We start from the raw sequence: 21,661 nt of genomic DNA, 5'->3' as shown, positions 1-21,661 counted from the left end.
TCCCCTATCGGGGGCAGGGTCAGGTATACTCTCGACTCTGAACGGGGACATGCCATGTTTGTCGATGAAGTAAAGGTCTTTGTAAAAGCCGGGCGAGGCGGAGACGGCTCGGGCAGTTTCCGTCGCGAAATGTTTGTCCCACGCGGCGGGCCTGACGGCGGCGACGGCGGAAACGGCGGCGACGTCATCTTCACCGCCTCACATCGACTCACGACCCTGCTCGACCTCCGCTATCAGAAACATTACGAAGCCGAAGACGGACGGCACGGCGGCGCCTCCCATTGCAGCGGACGCCGCGGCAAGCCCGTCACCGTCGCACTCCCCGTCGGCACCGTAATTTACGATCAGGAGACCGGCGAAGTCCTAGCCGACCTGGTCGCCAACGGAGAGAGCGTCGTCATTGCCCATGGCGGACGTGGCGGACGCGGCAATAGCCACTTCGCCACTCCCACGAATCGTGTACCGACCCACTTTGAACACGGCACCGAGGGCGAAGAAAAGCACCTCCGCCTCGAGCTGAAGCTCTTGGCAGACGTCGGACTCGTCGGCTTTCCGAACGCCGGGAAATCGACCCTCATCGCGGCCATTTCATCTGCGCGTCCAAAGATCGCCGACTATCCCTTTACGACACTGATTCCGAACCTCGGCGTCGTCCGCTGGGGGACAGACCGCAGCTTTGTCGTCGCCGATATTCCCGGGTTGATCGAGGGCGCCTCCGAAGGCAAGGGGCTCGGCTTTCAGTTTCTCCGGCACATTGAACGCACCGCGATGATTCTCCACCTCGTGGATGTGTCCGAATGGGCCCCGGATGAACCGGTCCAGAGCCTGGAGGTCATGCGGCAGGAATTGGATGCCTACGACGAATCGCTGAACCACCGCCCCTGCGCGATCGTGGCCACCAAAATTGATATCAGCGGAACGTCCGACCGCCTGAGCCAGCTCCAGGCCTACTGCAAGAAGCGCAAGTACAAGTGTTTTCCCGTGTCGGCCGCCACCCGGGAAGGGCTCACCGAACTCATCGCGTATGTCGGGAAACAAGTCGAGTCCCTGAGGACGACGCCGTGCGAGACGAACTCCTAAAACAAGCCACACGCATCGTCGTGAAAGTCGGGAGCAGCCTGATCGCCTCTCGAGAGACCGGGTTGCGCCCCGAGCAGATCGAGCGATTGGCCGGCGAAATCGCCGCCTTACGCGCAGACGGGCGAGAGGTCCTTGTCGTTTCGTCCGGCGCCATTATTTCCGGGATCAAAAAGCTGCAACTCAAAGAATATCCGAAGAGTCTCCCCATCAAGCAGGCCGCCGCCGCCGTCGGACAGAGCCGGCTGATGTGGGCCTATGAAAAAGCGTTTGAGCCGCTCGGCATTCAAGTCGCCCAGATTTTGCTGACTCACGAGGACCTCGCCGACCGCCGCCGATTTCTCAACGCCCGCTACACTCTCACGGCCCTGATCGGCTTCGGCGTGCTGCCGATCATCAACGAAAACGATACCGTCGCCGTCGAAGAAATCCGCGTCGGTGACAACGATACGCTCGCCGCGCAAGTCGCGCAGCTGGTCGATGCCGACCTGCTCGTCATCTTGTCGGACGTCGACGGCATGTTCACGGATGATCCGCGCAAGAATCCCGACGCGACGCTGATTCCGCTCATTCCGGATATCACCGAAGAAGTCGAACGCAAAGCCGGCGCTTCCAGCACCTTCGAGGGGACCGGAGGCATGGCCACGAAAGTACGCGCGGCCAAGAAGGTCGGTGAATACGGCGTCGCCACATTGATCGTCAACGGCCAACAGCCCGGCTTGCTCCCCAGAGTCTTGAAAGGGGAGCCCGGCGGGAGCCTCTTCCTCGCAAAGGAACGCCGCCTGAACAGCCGCAAGCATTGGATCGCCTTTACCCTTCGTCCGCGCGGACACATCCGGGTCGATCAGGGAGCCGTCGAAGCCCTGACCCTGCGTGGAAAGAGTCTGCTCGCGTCAGGAATCATTGAGGTCACCGGGCAATTCGACTCAGGCGATCCGATCAGCTGCATCGATCAGGACGGAAAAGAGTTTGCCAGAGGTCTCGTGAATTTCTCCTCCGACCTGCTGGGCCGCATGAAAGGACTGAAGACTCAGGACATCCAGCAACAGATCGGCCCACAGGAATATGACGAAGTGATCCATCGCGACAATCTCGTCATCTTATAGGCGCGAGTGCTGAGCCATGATTGCCCCCGATTCTGCCCCCTCAGTACCCGACGCTCAAAATTCACACCCACGACGCCTCGGCCTCTTCGGCGGCAGCTTCAACCCCATTCATAATGGCCATCTGGCCATCGCCCGGAAAGCGTATGAGATTCTGGCCCTCGACCGGACGCTGTTCATTCCGACGGGCGATCCTCCGCACAAGCAAGACAGCGCCCTCGCCCCGGCCCATCACCGATATGAAATGGTGCGTCTCGCCATCGCCGACACGCCAGGATTCGAGCTCTCCGATATCGAAATCTCACGCCAGGGGAAATCCTACTCGATCGATACCGTCCGTGAACTTCAGCGCCGGTACGGATCGAGAACCAGGCTGTATTTCCTGATCGGCCTGGATGCGTTCCTCGACCTAGCCAGTTGGCGAGAGCCCGATGCGCTGCTGGCGGCCTGCTCGTTCGTGGTCATCTCCCGGCCGGGTCAGTCGTTCCAGAGCTTGACCGCTCTGCCCTTCCTTCGACACGTCAGCCCCAACCAGCTGGCGGCGTTGGATACCGGGGCACTCGATCGGCTTGACCTGCCGCTCCCGTCCGGACAGACGATCATTTGCTTGCCGCTTCCGCCCTCTCCCATTTCTGCCTCCGACATCAGACACCGCATTCAGCGCGGGACAATGCTGGCAAATTTGTTGCCGCCCCCTGTGGAATCTTATATACTTCGCCAACAGTTATATCGGGAGGATCAGCATCGCACGCACATCTAAGGTCACAGCTATTGAAATCGGTCGAGCGATGCTCGACAAGAAGGCCCTGGATGTCCAGATCCTGCACGTCGGTCCGTTAACCTCGGTAGCAGACTACCTCGTCATCGGGTCAGCGGAATCAGATCGGCAGACACGCGCCATTGCAGACCATGTCAGCGACGTCCTGACCGGCCAGGGAGACCGGCCCCTCAGCGTCGAAGGCACCACATCAGGCCAGTGGGTCTTGATGGATTTCGGCGACGTCGTCGCGCATATCTTTCGGCAGGACGCCCGCGAGCACTACGCGCTGGAGCGTCTCTGGAGCGATGCGAAGCCACTGAGCATTCCGGAAGAGAAGCCGGAAGAGAAGCCCGAAAAGCCTGTCGCACCAAAACGGCGCATTATCGTCAGGACACCCAAAGCACGAAAATCGGTCTAGACCATGTTCAGACTGCTGCTCACCATCTTCCTCATCAGCGCCGGCGTCTTCATCTATAGCTATTTCCGTGAGCTGAACCCCGGCATGGTGATGGTCCGCACGAGCTCTGCCGTGGAATTTGAACTGAGCCCGGTGACGCTGGTGCTCATTTCCATGGCCATCGGCGCCGTGGTCGTGACCTTCGTGGTGGGCTTACAGCAAACTGCGCATGCCATCATCACCTGGCAAAGCAGCCGCCTGGCGCGACGGAAAGAAAAAGTGGACGCCCTGCACCGCGAAGGCACCCACGCCTTCATGTCCAAGCGCACGGTCGAGGCCATGAGCCTCTTTGAGAAAGCGCTGGCGATGGATCCCAATCGCGTGGACTCCCTGCTGTGGCTGGGCAATATCTACCGCTCCGAACTCAACTACGCCGAAGCCATCCGGCTGCACCAGCATGCCCATCGCGTCGACGATCGAAACATCGAAGTCCTGCTGGAGCTGGGGAAAGATCTGGAAGGCGCCAAGCGCTATGAAGACGCGCTGCAGGCCTTGCAGAAGATTCTCAAGATCGAACCGGATAACCTGACCGCCTTGATCCGCAAACGCGACCTGCTCATCCGCCTGGAAAAGTGGAGCGATGCGCTGGAAATTCAACACCGCCTGTTAAAAGCGAATCTGCCTGAATCGGAAAAGCAGGCCGAAGCGGATCTCCTCGTCGGCTGCATGTACGAAGTCGGCCGCCAGCTGCTGGAGCGAGGGCACCCCGACAAGGCCCGCCGGTATTTCCGCGGCGCTATCAAGAAAGAACGGAGCTTCCTGCCGGCCTACATCGGCATCGGGGAAATCCTGATCCATGAAGGCAAGACGAAGGACGCGGTAGAAATCTTGAAGAAGGTCTACAGCCGGACCAGAAGCGTCATCATCCTCCATCGTTTAGAAGAACTGTTCCTGGAGCAAGGCGAGCCCAGCGAGATCATCCGCGTGTACCAGGAAGCCCTGCAGCAAGACCCCCAGAATCCCGTGCTGCAGTTCTATCTGGGGAAACTCTACTATCGGCTTGAAATGGTCGACGAGGCGTTCGACGTACTCTCCACGATCGAAGGGCCGCAGGACCATTTGCTCGACTACCACAAGATCATGGCCAACCTGTACCTGCGCAAGCAGCACTTCGAGCAGGCCATCGTCGAACTTAAGAAAGCGCTCAGCTTCAAGAAGCGCGTCATCGTGCCGTACATCTGTACCCAGTGCCAGCAGGAATCATTGGAATGGTCGGGCCGCTGCCGCCGCTGCGCCCGCTGGAATACCCTCACAGCCCTCCCCTGGCTCGAAGCCGGCCAGCCGGCCGCAGGCGCAGAGAGTGCTCCATCTTCCGCCCGCACCGTCCCCTACCAGGGCATTGCTTCTCCGTTTGAAACCGTGTAGGTTTTCTTCCGTCCCGATCTCGTACAACCCGTATCGATCAAACCCGTTTTCTGCACGCACGACTGAAAGGTGTCTGTCATGACCGATTACATGCAACTGGCGAACAAAGCGCTCACCGACGAGCCCCTCACGAGAGCGGAATCGCTGTCCGTGTTGGACGCACCGGATGACGACCTCCTCGCCTTGCTGCATGCCGCCTTTCAAGTCCGCTCGAAATACTTCGGCCGCACCGTCCGCCTGCAGATGCTGCAGAACGCCAAGAGCGGCGCCTGCATGGAAGACTGCCACTATTGCTCGCAATCCGCCGTCTCAAACGCGCCGATCGAACGCTACAATCTGCTCCCGCAGAAACAGATGATCCAAGGCGCGCGCGAAGCTGCCGCCTCGAAGGCCCAGCGCTATTGCATCGTCATCAGCGGACGCAGCCCGTTGGATCGTGAAATCGATGAAATCGCCGGAGCCGTCCGGTCGATCAAACAGGAAATCCCGATTCAGATCTGCTGCTCGCTCGGCTTGATGAGCGATGAGCAGGCCAAGCGGCTGAAAGCCGCCGGCGTCGACCGCGTGAACCACAATCTGAACACCAGTGAGGCCTTCCACGAGTCGATTTGCACCACACATACGTTCCAGGACCGCCTTTCGACTATCAAGAACGCACGCGCGGCCGGATTGGAAATCTGCTCGGGCGGGATCGTCGGCATGGGGGAAAGCAACGAGGATCTCATCGATCTGGCCGACGCCCTGCGCGACGTGAAACCCGACTCGATTCCCTTGAACATGCTCAATCCGGTAGAAGGCACGCCGTTGGAGAACATCGCCGCCCTCACGCCGCAGCGCTGCCTCAAAGTCCTCTGCCTGTTCCGCTTTCTGCATCCGCGCACGGAACTCCGCATCGCCGGCGGACGTGAGCACAACCTCCGCAGCCTCCAACCCCTCTCCCTCTACCCGGCCGACTCGGTCTTCGTGAATAACTACCTGACGACACCAGGCTCCCCAGCACCAGAAGTCTGGGGCATGATCGAAGATCTGGGCTTCAAGATCGAAGTGGACTACCAGCAGCCGGTGGCGAGCTGATCGATCTTGTAGTCTTTCATCGCTTCGGCGAGCATAACGCCATGCGATCATCCAACGCGGTACGAAAAACCATTCCAGCCACCGAAATCAGGCGTCGAGGACTCTCTGTCATCGACAACGCGCTGAAGCGTGGGCCGGTCCATGTCCTTAAGGACAACGAGCCCACCTACGCCATCCTGGCCGAAGCGCAGTACCAGGAATTGACCGAGCGATATCGCAAGTCATACGTGACCCGAATCAAACGATCCTTGACAGACCTCAAGGAAGGGCGCATTCGTCGCATCTCTACCAAAACACTCATCGATGCGCTTGAACTCGAATCCTGATGTACGCGCTGGCCACCCCGAACTAAAGAAGCCCCTGGCTAAAGTCCTTAGAAGCCTAGAAGCCGATCCATTTCAGCCACACCTCCGACTTCACGCGCTCAAAGGCGAACTGGAAGGGCTGCATGCCGCCAGCCTGACTCATTCGCATCGCATCACGCTTTACCTTGAGAGTGACCAAGAAAGAGATCGTCCTCCTCGACATCGGAACACATGACGAGGTATATCGGTAGCGAGCCATCTCCATACCGAGGAGCAAACATCAACAAGCGATCGCCTAAGAAACAATCTCCGAGCGCCTTTTCACAAGCCGTCGGACGGGCACTCCGAAGAGCCGCCAAGGTGGCAAGGAAGACCGCCCGGATGCATGGCACACCGATCTACGTGTGAAAAAACGGCAAGGTCGTGGCAAAGAATCCAGGACCGTTTCTCCTCGCAGATCAGTGACTCCATAGACTTCAATGTTGCGACTTTGGCCCGCCCCGCTCACTACCCGCACTTGCGCCACCTTCGCGTGTTGTTTCCCACCCTGCCGGATTGCCTTCAGCGATACCCCCTGACCCCCCAAAGGCGGGGTGATTTCCTGGCAATAACAAGGTATTCTGCGATCGCAATGCTAACTTCTTACCACACCAAGTATTTCGCCCACGAACTCACGAAACGTTGTCCATCCGATAGCATCGAAAAGCTCGCAAGCGCGTTAGTGGATGCACAGGTAGACCTCAACCCACATCAAATCGAGGCTGCGCTCTTCGCATTCCGATCGCCTCTCTCGAAAGGGGCTCTCCTTGCAGACGAAGTTGGTCTGGGAAAAACTATCGAAGCTGGTCTCGTGCTTTCACAGATATGGGCTGAGCCGAAGCGCCGCGTCCTGGTCATCACGCCTTCAAATCTCCGCAAGCAATGGCACCAAGAGCTTCAGGAAAAGTTCTTCTTGCCCTGCCGCATCTTGGAAACGAAGTCCTACAACGCCACCGTGCGTCAGGGGCATGTCCGTCCGTTCGAGTGCGACGACGTAATCATCTGTTCCTATCAGTTCGCCCGCACCAAAGCGGCAGAGATCAGCCTCATGCGTTGGGACCTGGTTGTCATCGACGAAGCTCACCGCTTGCGGAACGTCTACAAGCCGGGCAACATCATCGCTAACACAATAAAGCAGGCGCTCAAAGACGCACCCAAGCTCCTGCTTACCGCCACGCCGCTGCAGAACTCGTTGCTCGAATTGTATGGGCTGGTCAGTGTGGTGGACGACCGCATCTTCGGCGATCTCAAAAGCTTTCGAGAGCAATTCGCCAATCTGCACAACAAGCCGACCTTCGATATCCTGAAAGCCCGTCTGCAGCCGATCTGTAAGCGGACGCTTCGCCGTCAGGTGTTGCCCTATGTGCGCTATACCAAGCGCTTACCCATGATGCAGCCTTTTACGCCTGCGGAAAATGAAGATCGGCTCTATCATTTAGTGTCCGACTATCTCCGTCGGGACAATCTGCAGGCCCTCCCGTCGAGCCAACGGTCCCTGATGACCCTTGTCCTCCGGAAGCTTTTGGCCTCGTCTTCGTTTGCGATCGCCGGAGCGCTTCATTCAATGAGCCAGCGCCTTCGCGAACGCCTTCGTCTTGCCGAAGGGCCGAACCCCCTTGAAGAAGCCCTGGAAGAAGACTTCGAAGCTCTGGACGAGATGGCGGAAGAGTGGGAAGAAGAGGCGGCTGCGCCTGAAGCGCTCACTCAAGCCGACCGCAAAGCGATCCAACAAGAAATTGACGACCTCGAAGGGTTTCAGAAGCTCGCCGTGTCGATCACCCACAATGCGAAGGGGCAAGCCCTCCTCACCGCTCTGCGCACTGCCTTTGGCAAGGCAAAAGAATTGGGAGCGGCGCAGAAAGCCATTATCTTCACAGAATCCAGGCGCACACAGGAATATCTCCTCCGAGTGCTTGCCGACAGTCCGTGGAAAGACCATGTCGTCCTCTTTAACGGTTCGAACAACGACCCGAGATCGAAGGAAATTTACCAAGAATGGCTCCAGAACCATCAGGGAACGGATCGGATCACCGGATCGCGTTCGGCTGACCTGCGCTCAGCTCTCGTGGACTACTTCAAGGACCAGGGGAAAATCATGATCGCCACCGAAGCCGGAGCCGAGGGGATCAATCTCCAGTTCTGCTCGCTGGTCGTGAATTATGATCTGCCGTGGAATCCCCAGCGCATCGAACAACGCATCGGCCGCTGCCACCGGTACGGACAAAAGCACGACGTCGTCGTGGTGAACTTCCTCAATCAGAATAACGAGGCCGATCAGCACGTCTTTCGGCTGCTCTCTGAGAAATTCCTGTTGTTTGAAGGAGTCTTCGGGGCCAGTGACGAAGTGCTGGGAGCGATTGAGTCCGGCGTGGATTTTGAAAAGCGGATTAACGACATCTATCAACGGTGCCGGACACCACAGGAGATCAGGACCTCATTTGAACAGCTCCAGGGAGAGCTTGGCACCCAAATCGACGAAGCCATGACTCGCGCGCGCCAGCTCCTGTTCGAACACTTCGATGATGAGGTACGAGAAAAGCTACGCGTGAGCGACGAAAGCTCACGGCTGTACTTGAATCGATATGAGCGCATCCTGATGCAACTCACTCGCTTTGAGCTGCGCGATCACGCCGACTTTCTTTCGGACACCTCGTTCCGACTCAGCTCCTGTCCGTTCAAAGGAGAGATCCCGCTGGGGCTCTACGAACTACCTCGTCGAACTGGAGAAGCACATCTCTACCGCTTGGCACATCCACTGGCAGAGCATGTGCTGGAGCAGGCAAAGACCCGCCAGCTCAACCCAGCAGAACTGACCTTCGAGTATGGCAAACATGACGGCAAAGTTAGCGTGGTCGAACCACTCGTCGGTAAGTCTGGTGTGCTGACCCTCTCGCTGTTTACCGTGGAGGCGTTGGATCAAGCCGAGGACTATCTGATCTCTACGGGAGTGACCGACGACCTGCCTGCGCCGCGCTCAGGCCTCTTTTTTGTCTACGCGGTCGAATGCGATGACGGAAGTCACTATATTGGTCAGACGGACGACCTGCCGCGACGTTGGGAGGAGCACAGTTCCGGAAGGGGTGCAGCCTGGACGGCTTGCCATAAGCCTATTCGCATTGCTCACTACGAAGAGTATCAATCACGGGCAGAGGCGGTGGAGCGAGAACGATGGCTCAAGACAGGCTTTGGACGGAAGTGGCTCAAGGGTGAAATTGAGACTGGTCGGGCGCGGCAGGCAGGCGGCGAGGTGTTGGATGAGGAAGCTGTCCGCCGGCTGTTCTCTCTGCCTGCCACAGTCACTCTGCCGGGAAGCTCATCTGTTGAGCCTCCGACTCTCCGTAAGCGGACGGAAGAACGTCAGGACGCTATCCGCCGCCACATCTCGCAACGCAATGCGGAATTCTTCGAGATTGAAGCCGACAAACTGGATGCCTGGGCCGATGACTTGAAAGTGGGCTTAGAACGAGAGATTAAGGAATTTGACCGGCAGATCAAGGAAGCCCGAAGGGCGGCCGTGGCAGCGCTCACCTTGGAAGAGAAGCTCGACGGACAAAAGCAGATCAAGGCGATCGAAGCCGAACGAAGCAAGCGCCGCAGGGCCCTGTTCGATGCCCAAGACGAGATCGATCGTCGGCGAGAGCAGCTGATCAATGAGATTGAGGGGAAGCTGCAACAAAAGGTAAGCTCTGAGCGCCTCTTTACCGTTCGATGGACAGTGAAATGAACTCCAAAGCACCGGCAGACTCCAAGGAACTGAACCGACTTCTCAAGCAGAGGGAAGGGCCGACGTTGGAGTTCAAGCGCTATGGCATCGCCCCACCCACGTTCGACGACTGGGGAGGATCCCTCGTGGTGACGTTCCGGGCGCCGATCATCCCGGGGGCCGGGGCCGAGCCCAGGGATCAAGTCGGGACCAAGTGGAAGCCCTGCGGCTCTGCCGTAAAGCGCAACCGTTGCTTGTGATGATGGAGGCCCTCGGGCGGCAAAACCGCACCAAGTTCCGCAACGGCCTCATCAAGCCACTGATCGAAGCGGGGCTGCTCGAATTGACCATCCCCGACAAACCGAACAGCAGGTTGCAGAAGTATCGGCTGACCGAAAAAGGCATGAAGGCGCTGAAGAAGAAGCGGGCATGAGAAGGCTAGCCCTGTTCGATGCACAGGACGAGGTCGATCGCCGGCGCGAGCAGCTGATCAGCGAGACTGAGGGAAAGCTGCAACAACGCGTCTCGCAGACGATGCTGTTCTCCATCCGGTGGACGCTGACATGATCTTCGAATCCTGGGGTCCCGACAGCCAGTACAGAAGTACGTGCTGACCTTGGCAGAAGCAAAAGCCGTTGCGGATGCAACGCCTCCCGATGATGGCAGGAGTAATTAAAGTCTCATGGCTCACAACAGACTGTTCCAACAGCTCTGCCGTCCAGAAATTATGCTAACCGGATGGCACTTGGCCCATGGGGATAGTCGCGACGATTTCGTCCTTGACCCCGTGGGTTACGTCGATTTTGCTTCCAGTCTAGATGAACGACTCAGAGAACCGGCCTGTCTGCGTGCGGACACGCACAGGCAGGCCACGACCTGTTCGACACCCGTGTCGTCTTTACGGTATTGATTAACACGGAGGAACGAGCAATGAGTCAAAAATTACTTGAGATCGAGCGCGAAGCCATTCGTTTGCCGATCAAGGATCGGGAAGCGTTGGCTGAACGCCGATTCTCCGCATGGCGGCGAGGGGTACGAACAGGGGTGCCGGTTGCGCGGGCGTTCAAACAGATTCGCAAGGATCTCGGCTGGTGAAACTGCTCGGTGACCCGGAGGTTCTGGGCGACATCATTCCCGAGGAATGAGAACCAGGTTTCAAAAAGAAGAAGAACCGATGAAAGGAAAACCAGCCTGCTGGGGCGATCCAATATGTCGATGACAAGGAAGTGGAACATGGGCTGGAAAAAGGAGAGCCGTCATGACGGAAGAGAATCTGCCTGTTCTAGGTGGCAAGTCTTTTGAGAGCCTGAAACTACTGAATGAGCATGGAGCCGAGTATTGGAGCGCTCGCGATCTTCAGCCGCTGCTCGGCTATAGCCAATGGAGACGTTTCGAGGATGCGATCACGAGAGCGATAGCCTCGTGTAAACAATCGGGAAATGAGCCTGCCAACCATTTTGCCGGCGCCGGCAAAATGGTGACGATTGGATCGAGGAGTGCGAGGGAAGTTCCCGACTTTCACCTTTCCCGATTTGCCTGTTACCTGATTGCCCAAAACGGCGACCCACGCAAGCCGGAGATCGCCTTTGCTCAGAAATACTTTGCCGTCCAAACACGCCGTCAGGAACTGTCCGATGGGCTAGCCAGAGACCTGGAAAGATTGGAGCTGCGGAAGCACACCTCCGAGGAGTTTAAAGCATTGTCGGGGGCCGCCCGTAATGCCGGTGTGCAGGATAAGATGTTCGGTGTGTTTCATGATGCAGGCTATAAAGGACTCTATGGTGGACTGGGAAATGAGGCGATTAAAAAGCACAAGGGCATCCCTAAGAATGAGCAACTGATGGACCGAATGGACAGCACGGAACTGGCAGCCAATCAATTCAGGATGACACAAACACGCGATAAACTGGCAAGAGAGGGTGTCGGCAGTCAGCACGTCGCCATCCAAACCCACGAACAGGTCGGCAAAGAAGTAAGGGAGGCCATCAAACGCATTGGCGGCACTCTCCCAGAAAAGATAAATCCCGCTGAGCACATTGCTCAGGTCGAGAAGCGAGTCAAAAGTACACCGCCTAAACTAGAGCTGGACGATAAAGATGCTCAGGGGCTGGTCGGTCACGAGGGAAAAGGGTGACCCAAAGAACCAAACTCGAACTCACCTGGATTGGGAAAGAGAACCGGCCGAAGCTGGAGCCGCGCATCCTGCTGGAGGACCGCGAGAAGTCCCATCACGCTTCGCATCGAGTCACTGAGCACGACCTCTTCGATACCGGCTCGCTTCAAGGTGCACGCGAGGTCGAACAAGGCAAACGCCGCCGGGCCCTGTTCGATGCTCAAGACGAGATCGACCGTCGGCGCGAACAACTAATCAACGAGATTGAGGGGAAACTGCAACAGCGAGTCGGCCAGGAAATACTGTTCGGCGTGCGATGGAATTTAGGGCGACTTCAAATTGTATTACCTGCGATACGGCATTGATCCAACGAGGTCTGAGAAACCCGTCGAGGACGATGCCTTCTTCATGATAGGATGCGCTATCAATTAGATATCCCTTGTGGAGTTAGAGGGACTGGCGGCTCTTCAGAAAGTAGTCTCGATATGGCAAGATCTGATCTTTTGATTTCCCTAATAAAGACAGGGAAAGACACCTCTAATCCACGTTTCCGTCAGGCTGTTGAAGCCCTAATTGCAGAAGAGCGAGCCAAGAAACACACTATGCTTGCAGATCAACTGACTGCTGCTTATGCCAACGGTGCTCATGGTCAGCCCAAGCCCATCAGTTCTTCTACATCTCCAGTTGGAGACTTGGTCTATGAGGCTTCCCCCGAACGTGAGTTTGATAGTCTTATTTTGCCGCCGATAGTGGCCAAAGAGTGTCGCTCTCTGATAGAGGAGCATCGACGTGCTGACCTTCTACGGTCTTTTGGCCTTTCACCGAGACATCGAGTGCTCTTAGTCGGGCCACCCGGAAATGGCAAAACATCTTTGGCAGAGTCTCTTGCACATGAGCTTATGGTACCCATGCTATCGATCCGATACGAAGGTATTATCGGAAGTTATTTGGGCGAAACAGCGACTCGCCTGCGAAAAGTTTTTGACTATGCCAGACAACGAGCCTGCGTCCTATTTTTTGACGAATTCGAGACCCTGGGGAAAGAACGCGGTGATGAACACGAAACAGGAGAAATCAAACGTGTGGTCAGTGCGCTCTTGCTGCAGATCGACAGTTTGCCCCCACACGTTGTCGTTGTAACGGCTACGAACCATCGGGAGCTGTTAGACCGCGCCGTTTGGCGTCGGTTTCAGCTTCGCCTGGAGTTACCTCGTCCTACACAGGAACAAGTAACCGTGTTCCTCAATCGCTTGTTTGCTCAATTGGAATTCGCACGCGGTCTGCGACCTGGTAGTTTTTCGAAATCATTTCGCGGCGCGAGTTATTCAGATATCGAGGACTTCGTGCGAGACCTCGCTCGCCGTTACGTTCTCACGATTCCTAACGGTAATGTTCAGAAAATCGCTCAGGAACGGCTATCCGCTTGGAAGTCCCGGGCATGTTCCGAGTCTCGTTAAAATAGGGGCTGCATGCCCGATAAACCAATCCTTATATTTCCCGCCGCGACTGTTGCTGCCAGGCAGGTCTTATCATCGGCATTTCCACCACCACCTCCGCGACGTCCAACCCAGGCGCAGCAGAAGAGACGGCTTGCTTCTCGTTTTCAAGCTCTCTCCCAGAGTTTTGGAATAGTCCGCGCAGACACGGCTGGCCTTGACCCAGAGCAGGTCGTCGTATTCGAAGTTGCAGGGTCCGTTTCAGATTTCCAGAATGTCGTTCGGCGAATCGGAGGAATGGAATGGCTTGGGGACTTTGAAGTTGATATTGCTGAGCCATCTCCAGCCTTCTTTGAACAGAGTGCCTCCGTGACACCACTGCCTGGACGCTTGTTCATTGTTATGAGTAACCAAGCAAAATTAACCGAAATCGTCCAGCTATGGAGAATCTGGTGTCGGTCAAGGGATGAAAAGCTACCACGTAACTTTGGGACGTTAGCCTCGATCTTCAAATACCTGAACGATGTGCGCCCATGGAGCGTGAGGGACCGTCTGCAAGAGCGCCATACTCTTGAATGGTGGAATGAATGCCTTGCCGAAAATAGAGCAACGATCCGTTTTGAAGTTGAGTTATGGTGCCGTCAATCGGCTGGAAAGCGAGCTGAGGCTTATGGACGGCTCCAGAATGTTGTTCGGGAAGTTCGTGGTCAGTGTATTACTCAATCTGCAATTCCAGAGATCGACTACCATGGTGTACTCGTCGATCTGCCTGCGTCTCAGGTCCAGGCTACTATTGATGCACTCAATGCAGGCCAGGACACAAAACTTCTGCGTCTGACAGACATCAAGTATTTCTGTTCAATGGGACAAGTTGCCATCGCCCATCCGGCCGAGTCGGTGCCGGGAAGCTTTCGCCAACAACCCATTCCCCAAGGTGATCCCGTTGTAGGTCTATTAGATGGTCTCCCGCTCGAAAACCATGCGACGCTACAAGATCGACTAATCATAGACGATCCAGATGAGTTTTCTACTCGATACAATGCTGGTGAGCAGCGTCACGGTACCGCGATGGCCTCCCTAATCGTTCACGGAGAACTGGATGCGAACGATGGTGCGCTGCAACGCCCAGTCTATGCACGTCCAATCATGCATCCCGGTCGCCCTGACATCTATAACATCCGATGGGAGCAGTTGCCAGAAGGAAGTCTGCCAGTCGACCTAACCTTTCGTGCAGTGCGGCGGATATTCGAAGGTGATGGGGTAACGCCTGCGGTGGCGCCGACAGTTAAGGCGATCAATTTCAGCATCGGAGACGCCAATCAGCTCTTCGATCGTGAGATGAGTCCTTGGGCTCGCTTGCTGGACTGGCTTGCCTGGAAATACCAAGTCGTATTCATCGTCAGTGCAGGTAACCATTACGAGGATATTGCTCTTGAGGTACCTGCAGCGCAGTTAGCGACCCTTTCCGACGAGAATCTGCGTGCACAAACATTTCGCGCTATGGCACGTAATCGCATAGAAAGACGCCTGCTTGCTCCGTCAGAGTCCATCAATGCGCTTACCGTGGGAGCTGTACACGCGGACCTAGGGCCTAATAGCCCAACGCCAACTATTGTCGACCCTCTCCGCAATGCCACCTATTGCAGCCCTATTTCTTCTGTGGCTAGCGGGTTTCGTCGTTCCATTAAGCCGGACATCCTCGTTGCCGGTGGTCGACAACACTATGTTCCACAGATAATGAGTGGCGGCTCTGACCCCGCCTTGCTCAAAATACCGCAAAACCAAACTCAGCTGGGTCAGCAGGTGGCCGCTCCTGGGGGAACAGCGATCCCACCTAACCACACCACGCGAGCCTGTGGGACCAGCAATGCTACGGCTCTGACCGCTCGCCGGGCGGCCCAATTGTATGAACAAATCAACGCGCTTCGTGCCGAACCCGGAGGCGACACCCTTTCGGATGAGCTGATCTCGGTTCTGCTAAAGGCTCTACTTGTTCATGGAGCTTCTTGGAGCGACCTTCAGTCCGTGATTGATGCTGCCTTGAATGAGCGAGACAATGGCACTGCGCGTTGGAATCGTGTGAAGCGTGCCTGTGCACAGTTTCTGGGATATGGCCAAGCTGACTGGGTTCGCGGCAGCGTGTGTACAGACCAACGCGTCATCATGCTCGGTTGTGGCCGTCTTAATACCGGCGAAGCACATGTCTATCGAGTCCCGCTTCCATCGGCTCTGAGCGCGCAGCGTGTTGGTCGACGGATGACCATTAGCCTGGCGTGGCTCACACCGATCAACACACGTCACCGTTCCTACCGGATCGCCGATCTGTGGTTCGACCCTCCAGTAGAACAACTGCAATTGAAACGACGCGACGTCGATCATAACGCTGCCACCCGCGGCACCGTCCAACACGAAATTCTGGAAGGCGAGCAGGCTGTGCCCATAGCCCAAGGCGACACCGCTCCCATACAGGTCAATTGTCGATTGGAAGCGGGGAGCACGCTTGCCGAGTCGATTCCATACGGTATCGCGGTAACTTTGGAGACTGCTAGCCCACTCGCGGTAAGTGTATACGAGCAAATGAAAGTTGCGCTGGAGGGCATCCGTGAGGCGGCACGTGTCCGTCCCATAGTCCGAGCTGGGCGTGCAAATCGGTAAACATGCGACTGATATTTTGAAATTGACGGAAGAGCAATGGCCAGCAAGACAAAGCTTGAGCTAACCTGGATTGGGAAGGAGAACCGGCCGAAGCTGGAGCCGCGTATCTTGTTGGGGGACCGCGAGAAGTCCCACCATGCAGCGCACCGGGTCACCGACCATGACATTTTTGATAACCGACTTATCTTCGGCGATAACCTGTTGGCGCTCAAGGCACTTGAGCAGGAGTTTACTGGCAAGATCAAGTGCATCTACATTGATCCGCCCTACAACACGGGTTCTGCTTTTACACATTACGATGACGGATTAGAGCATTCAACATGGCTCACGTTGATGCGATCTAGATTGGAACTTCTCTGGACCCTTCTCAGTCAAGATGGGACTTTGTGGATCTCAATTGATGATGATGAAATGCCGTACCTTAGGGTCCTAATGGATGAAGTTGCAGGTCGTGACAAGTTTATAGCGCAGAATGTTTGGCAAAAGCGCTACTCCAGAGAAAATCGGGAGGCCATTGGTGACGTCCATGAGTATGTCATTGTTTACGCTAAGGACCCGCCAGGATTCAAAGAACGGCGGAATAAAGTCCCCCTAACCGAAGACCAGGCAAAGGTATATAAAAACTCAAATAAGGATCCCAAAGGTCGGTGGCGCCCTATCCCTATGACTGCTCAAGAGGGACATGCTACCTCTGAGCAATTCTACGAAATTATTGCACCTGGGGGGAAAGCACACAGGCCTCCTGAAGGTCGGTGTTGGGGGCTTTCCCAGAAAACTTTCGAAAGGCTTCGATCTGAGGGGCGTGTGTGGTTTGGCAAGGATGGCAACTCACAGCCCAATATCATCCGCTACCTCTCTGAAGTAGAAGGATTGGTTCCCTGGACTTGGTGGCCAAGTGATGAAGTCGGGCACACTGACGAGGCAAAGAAAGAAATTCACGCCTTATTCGGAAAGATAGATGCTTTTGACACGCCAAAACCAGAAAGATTGATGCAACGCATTCTTACGATTGCAACTAATCGTGGAGAGTTGGTCCTCGACTCCTTTGGTGGTTCCGGTACGACAGGCGCAGTGGCGCACAAGATGGGGCGGCGCTGGATCATGGTGGAACTAGGCGAGCATTGCCACACGCACATTATTCCCCGGCTCAAGAAGGTCATTGATGATGAGGACAAGGGCGGTATCACGGAAGCAGTTGGATGGAAAGGTGGCGGTGGATTCCGTTACTACCACCTTGCGCCGTCGTTGCTGGAGAAGGACAAATGGGGCAACTGGGTCATCAATAAGGCCTACAATCCCGCCATGCTCGCTCAAGCGGTCTGCAAGCTGGAGGGCTTCACCTATGACCCAAGCGATGCTGTCTATTGGCAACATGGCCATTCCACAGAGCGCGATTTCATCTATGTCACCACGCAGAATCTGAGTCACGACCAATTGCAGGCGCTGAGCGACGAAGTCGGCGAAGAGCGCTCTCTTTTGGTGATGTGTTCGGCCTTCCGCGGTAAGCCCGATAAGTATCCCAATCTCACGATCAAGAAGATTCCCAAGACCGTGCTCACCCGCTGCGAATGGGGCCATGACGATTACAGTCTCAAGATCGAGAATTTGCCGAAGGCTCCGGCCCCCGCTGGCCAACAGGGACTCGACTTTGCCGAGGGGAACCCACGACGATGACGTTTCACTACTCGAAGCATGTGCTGGAAGAGCTGGAAAAGCGTAAACTGTCGCGATCGCTCTTGGAGGACGTGTTGCGTGCGCCGGAACAGAAGGTGCCCGAGGTGGACAATATCACATGCTACCAGTCGCGCGTGGAGATCGGTGGAAAGCGCTATCTCTTGCGGGCGATGGTCAACGACACGGTGAATCCCCCTGTCGTGGTGACGGTCTACCGCACCAGCAAGATCAGCAAATATTGGAGGAAGCCATGAAAGTGAAATATGACGAAGAAGTGGACGTGCTCACGATTGAATTCAGTGATGCCCCGGTCGAGGAGAGCGACCAGGACAAGCCCGGTGTTATTCTGGACTATGACAAGGACGGGAACATCGTAGGCATGGAAATCCTCAACGCCTCGAAGCGGGTGCAGAATCCCAAATCCGTCGAATACGCGGTTGCCTAGTTGGCCTCTCCGAAGCGGTGATCATGCAGTGATTCGGAACGATCACGAGGTGACCACGATTGGTACTGCTCCTGCGGCGAACTTGAACTGTATCACTCATTTAGCCGGGAGCCGGTCCAGGCATCGACTTCATCATTTTGCACGCCGGGAGACGGACCCCAGGGATTACGAGCAATGAGTGAGCTGGAGGATCAAGCATGAACAAAGAGCGAATCTTGTCTCTGTTGGCCGGCCGACGAGAAGACATTCTCGTCAGGTTTGGCGTGAAGAAGCTGGGCCTGTTCGGGTCGGCCGCCCGGGATGACATGCGAAGCGACAGCGACGTGGACATCCTGGTGGAATTTCAGGACGCTGCCACGTTCAACCGGTACATGGACCTGAAGGCCTATCTCGAGGCCCTGCTCGGAACTGCCGTCGATCTTGTCACAGAGGACGCCCTGAAACCGCGCATGCGTCCTCTCATTGAGAAGGACATGGTTCGTGTCGCGTAATTGGACTGAGCAGGTCCTCCACCAGTTTAGGGATCGGTCCCAGTAAGGCACCTGCGCGTCTTGGAGCCACATCAGCATGAACCGCCACGTGAATGCCATTGCCGGACGCCTGAGCCTGCGACCTCCGCAGCGGCACTCGCTGGAGATTCTTGATCGGATCACGGAGATTGTCCCGCCGAAGAAGGGAGCGGACCTCGCAGCTGCGCTGGCGGCGATCAAAAGTGAGTTCCCGACCGTCACGGACTTTGAGCGGGAATTCCCCTCTCTCTGCTTTGCCTTGGCCACCGGTGTCGGCAAGACCCGGCTCATGGGCGCGTTCATTAGCTATCTTCACCTTGCCCATGGCATCAATCACTTTTTTGTCTTGGCGCCGAACCTGACTATTTACAACAAGCTGATCACCGACTTTACGCCGAACACATCAAAGTACGTTTTTGCCGGAATCGCCGAGTTTGCAACCGAACCGCCAACGATTATCACGGGAGACAACTACGAGTCCGGTGTCGCGGCTCGCCACACGCCTTTGCCTGGGTTTGGGCAAGAGGTCCACATCAACATCTTCAATATTTCGAAGATCAACTCGGAGGTCCGCGGCGGCAAAGCGCCACGGATCAAGCGCCTGTCTGAATACATCGGCCAGAGCTATTTTGAATATTTGGCAGGCCTTGATGATCTTGTTTTGCTCATGGACGAATCCCACCGCTACCGGGCGTCAGCCGGTGTGCGGGCCATCAACGAACTGAAACCTGTGCTCGGGCTGGAACTCACAGCTACGCCGTTCGTGGAGTCCACCCAAGGCCCGGTGCCGTTCAAGAACGTGATCTATGACTATTCGTTGGCTAAGGCGATGGCCGATGGGTTTGTCAAAGAGCCTGCCGTGGTCACGCAGAAGAATTTCAACCCGAGTCAGTTCAATGCCGCTCAGCTTGAGCAGATCAAGCTGGAGGATGGCGTGCGTCTTCACGAGAACACCAAGGTGGAGCTGGAAACCTACGCAAGGCAGACAGGGCAGCGAGTAGTGAAGCCCTTCATGCTCATTATCGCCCGCGAGACGACGCATGCGGGACAGCTGATGAAACTGATTCAGTCACCTGAATTTTTCGAAGGCCGATACAGAGACAAGGTGATTCAGGTGGACTCCAGTAAGACGGGCGCGGAAGAAGACGAGATGGTTCAACGTCTTCTTGCCGTCGAAAGCCCAGATGAGCCGACCGAGATTGTGATTCACGTGAACATGCTGAAGGAAGGTTGGGACGTGACGAATCTCTACACGATCGTTCCACTCCGCGCAGCCAACGCGCGAACCCTCATTGAGCAATCCATCGGACGCGGTCTCCGGCTTCCCTATGGCAAGCGAACTGAGGTGAGCACCGTAGATCGCCTGAACATTGTGGCCCATGACCGTTTCCAAGAAATCATCGATGAGGCCAACAAACCCGACTCCATGATCCGTCTAGCCCAGGTGTTTTTGGACCCGGTGAATGATCTTCAAAAGATGCGAACGGTGGTCGCTCAATCAAAGATCGAGGAACAGTTGCACGGAGCCTCCCTGACTGGTCCTGCTGATGGGCCGCCGCAAACTACTCCCATTTTTGCGGGAGAAGCGGAGCGAGGGATTGCGCAGGCGGCGTACAAGATCATTCAAAAATACGAGAACCTGCCTTCCTCGAATGACCTATTAAAGCCAGAGATTCAGGCGAAGATTGTCGAAGAAGTAAAACAGTCCTTAACTCCAAGTCAGCAGGCCCTACCTGGCATGGCCGCTGTCCCCAGTATTGCAGAGGTTGTCGCCAAGACGGCTCAGCTTGTCGTGCGGCAATCGATCGATATCCCAAGAATTCTAGTTGTGCCAAGGGGTGAGGTGACCACCGGGTTTCATGCTTTTACCTTGGATTGCGCGAACATCCACTACCAGCCGGTCGAACGGGACCTGCTGATCCAAATTCTTCGGACTCACGAACAGGCGACGTTGAGTTGTGGTGCGCGGATGCAGCCTGAGCAACGGCTCGAAGATTACTTGGTCCGAGGACTCGTTGATCTTGATGACATCAGCTACGACGAACACTCTGACCTGCTGTATGACCTCGCTGGCCAACTGGTCAGACACCTTCGCTCATATCTCTCCGAAGAGGAGGCGAGGAACGTCCTCATCTACCATCAGAAGCAGCTGGCCGCGTTCGTCCATGCACAAATGCAGGCGCATCAGTGGGAGAAGGCCATAGGCTACGATGTGGTGGTCAGTAAAGGGTTCACAGATCTGAAGCCTAGCGCTTATACGGCGAGAGACGGTGAACCGATCCAGGACTTTCGTCAAACTGTCGAAGATCGGAGCCGGATCGCACAGATGCTCTTTGGTGGATTTCAGAGAGGTCTGTATTCCGTGCAAAAGTTTGACTCCGACACCGAGCGACGGCTGGCCATTATCCTGGACCGAGACTCACAGAAGTGGTTCCGACCGGCCTCTGGGCAATTCCAGATTTCCTATAAGCAGGGAGTCTCGGAACATGACTACCAGCCTGATTTTGTAGCCGAAGCAGCAGATTGCATCTACATGCTCGAACCCAAAGCCAAGAATGAAATGACCACGCCAGAAGTGCTTGCCAAGAAAGAGGCAGCCGTCACCTGGTGCACCCGCGCCACGACCCACGCCCTCAGCAACGGCGGAAAACCATGGAAATACATGCTCATCCCCCACGACATGGTCGACCAGAACATGACGCTGGCGGGGTTAGTTTCTCAGTTCGCAGCTAGTGTCCTGTCTCTGAAGTCCGTGGAATAAGTTGTGCCTCGCTGGTGTCCTCAGGTATCGAAGGGAGGACGCCATGCGAACGGGACGACCGACAGCTCCGCTGACCTTGACGACAACTGAACGAGAGACCTTGCAGCAGTGGACGCGCCGCCCGAAACCCGCTCAGGCGTTGGCGCAACGGGCCCGGATTATTCTGACCTGTGCCGAGGGGCAGA

At 56.2% G+C, this 21,661-nt stretch carries 22 protein-coding genes; all 22 read left to right on the top strand.

The window, feature by feature from the left end; genetic code table 11:
- Positions 1-54 precede the first annotated feature (54 nt).
- A complete protein-coding gene (gene obgE, locus Q8N04_12810) occupies positions 55-1,080 on the top strand; it encodes a GTPase ObgE (GenBank protein ID MDP3091554.1) in 1,026 nt (341 codons plus the stop codon).
- Positions 1,062-2,183 (top strand): glutamate 5-kinase, encoded by a 1,122-nt coding sequence (gene proB / locus Q8N04_12805; GenBank protein MDP3091553.1) that lies wholly within the window; start codon positions 1,062-1,064, stop codon positions 2,181-2,183. The genes obgE and proB overlap by 19 nt, the downstream gene beginning before the upstream one ends.
- Positions 2,184-2,199: 16 nt before the next feature.
- Positions 2,200-2,940, top strand: coding sequence for a nicotinate-nucleotide adenylyltransferase (gene nadD / locus Q8N04_12800; GenBank protein ID MDP3091552.1), 741 nt, complete (start codon positions 2,200-2,202; stop codon positions 2,938-2,940).
- Positions 2,941-2,968: 28 nt separating this feature from the next.
- A complete protein-coding gene (gene rsfS, locus Q8N04_12795) occupies positions 2,969-3,358 on the top strand; it encodes a ribosome silencing factor (protein ID MDP3091551.1) in 390 nt (129 codons plus the stop codon).
- 3 nt (positions 3,359-3,361) lie between these two features.
- The gene (locus tag Q8N04_12790) at positions 3,362-4,762 is read left to right on the top strand and encodes a tetratricopeptide repeat protein (GenBank protein MDP3091550.1); all 1,401 of its coding nucleotides are present in this window, start codon (positions 3,362-3,364) and stop codon (positions 4,760-4,762) included.
- 78 nt (positions 4,763-4,840) lie between these two features.
- Positions 4,841-5,836, top strand: a complete 996-nt coding sequence (gene bioB, locus Q8N04_12785; GenBank protein MDP3091549.1) for a biotin synthase BioB — start codon at positions 4,841-4,843, stop codon at positions 5,834-5,836.
- Between the two features lie 41 nt (positions 5,837-5,877).
- Entirely contained in the window at positions 5,878-6,162 is a 285-nt protein-coding gene (locus Q8N04_12780) for a hypothetical protein (GenBank protein ID MDP3091548.1), read from the top strand.
- Positions 6,163-6,772: 610 nt separating this feature from the next.
- Positions 6,773-9,904, top strand: coding sequence for an SNF2-related protein (locus Q8N04_12775; protein MDP3091547.1), 3,132 nt, complete (start codon positions 6,773-6,775; stop codon positions 9,902-9,904).
- Positions 9,901-10,143, top strand: a complete 243-nt coding sequence (locus Q8N04_12770; GenBank protein MDP3091546.1) for a hypothetical protein — start codon at positions 9,901-9,903, stop codon at positions 10,141-10,143. The genes Q8N04_12775 and Q8N04_12770 overlap by 4 nt, the downstream gene beginning before the upstream one ends.
- Positions 10,143-10,316: a hypothetical protein gene (locus Q8N04_12765; protein MDP3091545.1), complete on the top strand. Its 174-nt coding sequence runs from the start codon at positions 10,143-10,145 to the stop codon at positions 10,314-10,316. The genes Q8N04_12770 and Q8N04_12765 overlap by 1 nt, the downstream gene beginning before the upstream one ends.
- Positions 10,313-10,450, top strand: a complete 138-nt coding sequence (locus Q8N04_12760) for a hypothetical protein (protein ID MDP3091544.1) — start codon at positions 10,313-10,315, stop codon at positions 10,448-10,450. The genes Q8N04_12765 and Q8N04_12760 overlap by 4 nt, the downstream gene beginning before the upstream one ends.
- Before the next feature lie 363 nt (positions 10,451-10,813).
- Complete coding sequence (locus Q8N04_12755; protein MDP3091543.1) at positions 10,814-10,978, top strand: hypothetical protein; 165 nt, start codon at positions 10,814-10,816, stop codon at positions 10,976-10,978.
- A 163-nt stretch (positions 10,979-11,141) separates the two neighbouring features.
- Positions 11,142-12,017 carry a DNA damage-inducible protein D gene (gene dinD, locus Q8N04_12750; GenBank protein ID MDP3091542.1) on the top strand — a complete coding sequence of 292 codons (876 nt, stop codon included), beginning with the start codon at positions 11,142-11,144 and terminating at the stop codon, positions 12,015-12,017.
- Positions 12,014-12,361 carry a hypothetical protein gene (locus Q8N04_12745; GenBank protein MDP3091541.1) on the top strand — a complete coding sequence of 116 codons (348 nt, stop codon included), beginning with the start codon at positions 12,014-12,016 and terminating at the stop codon, positions 12,359-12,361. Before dinD ends, Q8N04_12745 begins: the two co-directional genes overlap by 4 nt.
- A gap of 120 nt (positions 12,362-12,481) precedes the next feature.
- Positions 12,482-13,453 (top strand): ATP-binding protein, encoded by a 972-nt coding sequence (locus tag Q8N04_12740; GenBank protein ID MDP3091540.1) that lies wholly within the window; start codon positions 12,482-12,484, stop codon positions 13,451-13,453.
- A 12-nt stretch (positions 13,454-13,465) separates the two neighbouring features.
- Complete coding sequence (locus Q8N04_12735) at positions 13,466-16,087, top strand: S8 family peptidase (GenBank protein ID MDP3091539.1); 2,622 nt, start codon at positions 13,466-13,468, stop codon at positions 16,085-16,087.
- Positions 16,088-16,123: 36 nt separating this feature from the next.
- Positions 16,124-17,761 (top strand): site-specific DNA-methyltransferase, encoded by a 1,638-nt coding sequence (locus Q8N04_12730; protein MDP3091538.1) that lies wholly within the window; start codon positions 16,124-16,126, stop codon positions 17,759-17,761.
- Positions 17,758-18,015 (top strand): DUF4258 domain-containing protein, encoded by a 258-nt coding sequence (locus tag Q8N04_12725; GenBank protein MDP3091537.1) that lies wholly within the window; start codon positions 17,758-17,760, stop codon positions 18,013-18,015. The genes Q8N04_12730 and Q8N04_12725 overlap by 4 nt, the downstream gene beginning before the upstream one ends.
- Positions 18,012-18,206 carry a DUF2283 domain-containing protein gene (locus tag Q8N04_12720; protein MDP3091536.1) on the top strand — a complete coding sequence of 65 codons (195 nt, stop codon included), beginning with the start codon at positions 18,012-18,014 and terminating at the stop codon, positions 18,204-18,206. Before Q8N04_12725 ends, Q8N04_12720 begins: the two co-directional genes overlap by 4 nt.
- Before the next feature lie 197 nt (positions 18,207-18,403).
- Positions 18,404-18,697 carry a nucleotidyltransferase family protein gene (locus tag Q8N04_12715; GenBank protein ID MDP3091535.1) on the top strand — a complete coding sequence of 98 codons (294 nt, stop codon included), beginning with the start codon at positions 18,404-18,406 and terminating at the stop codon, positions 18,695-18,697.
- A gap of 76 nt (positions 18,698-18,773) precedes the next feature.
- Positions 18,774-21,476 carry a DEAD/DEAH box helicase family protein gene (locus Q8N04_12710; protein MDP3091534.1) on the top strand — a complete coding sequence of 901 codons (2,703 nt, stop codon included), beginning with the start codon at positions 18,774-18,776 and terminating at the stop codon, positions 21,474-21,476.
- A 43-nt stretch (positions 21,477-21,519) separates the two neighbouring features.
- The coding region (locus Q8N04_12705; protein MDP3091533.1) for an IS630 family transposase at positions 21,520-21,661 on the top strand (142 nt) is incomplete at its 3' end.

Source organism: Nitrospira sp. (assembly GCA_030692565.1).
Taxonomy (GTDB): Bacteria; Nitrospirota; Nitrospiria; order Nitrospirales; family Nitrospiraceae; genus Nitrospira_D.
This window is presented reverse-complemented; position numbering and strand designations above follow the sequence as displayed.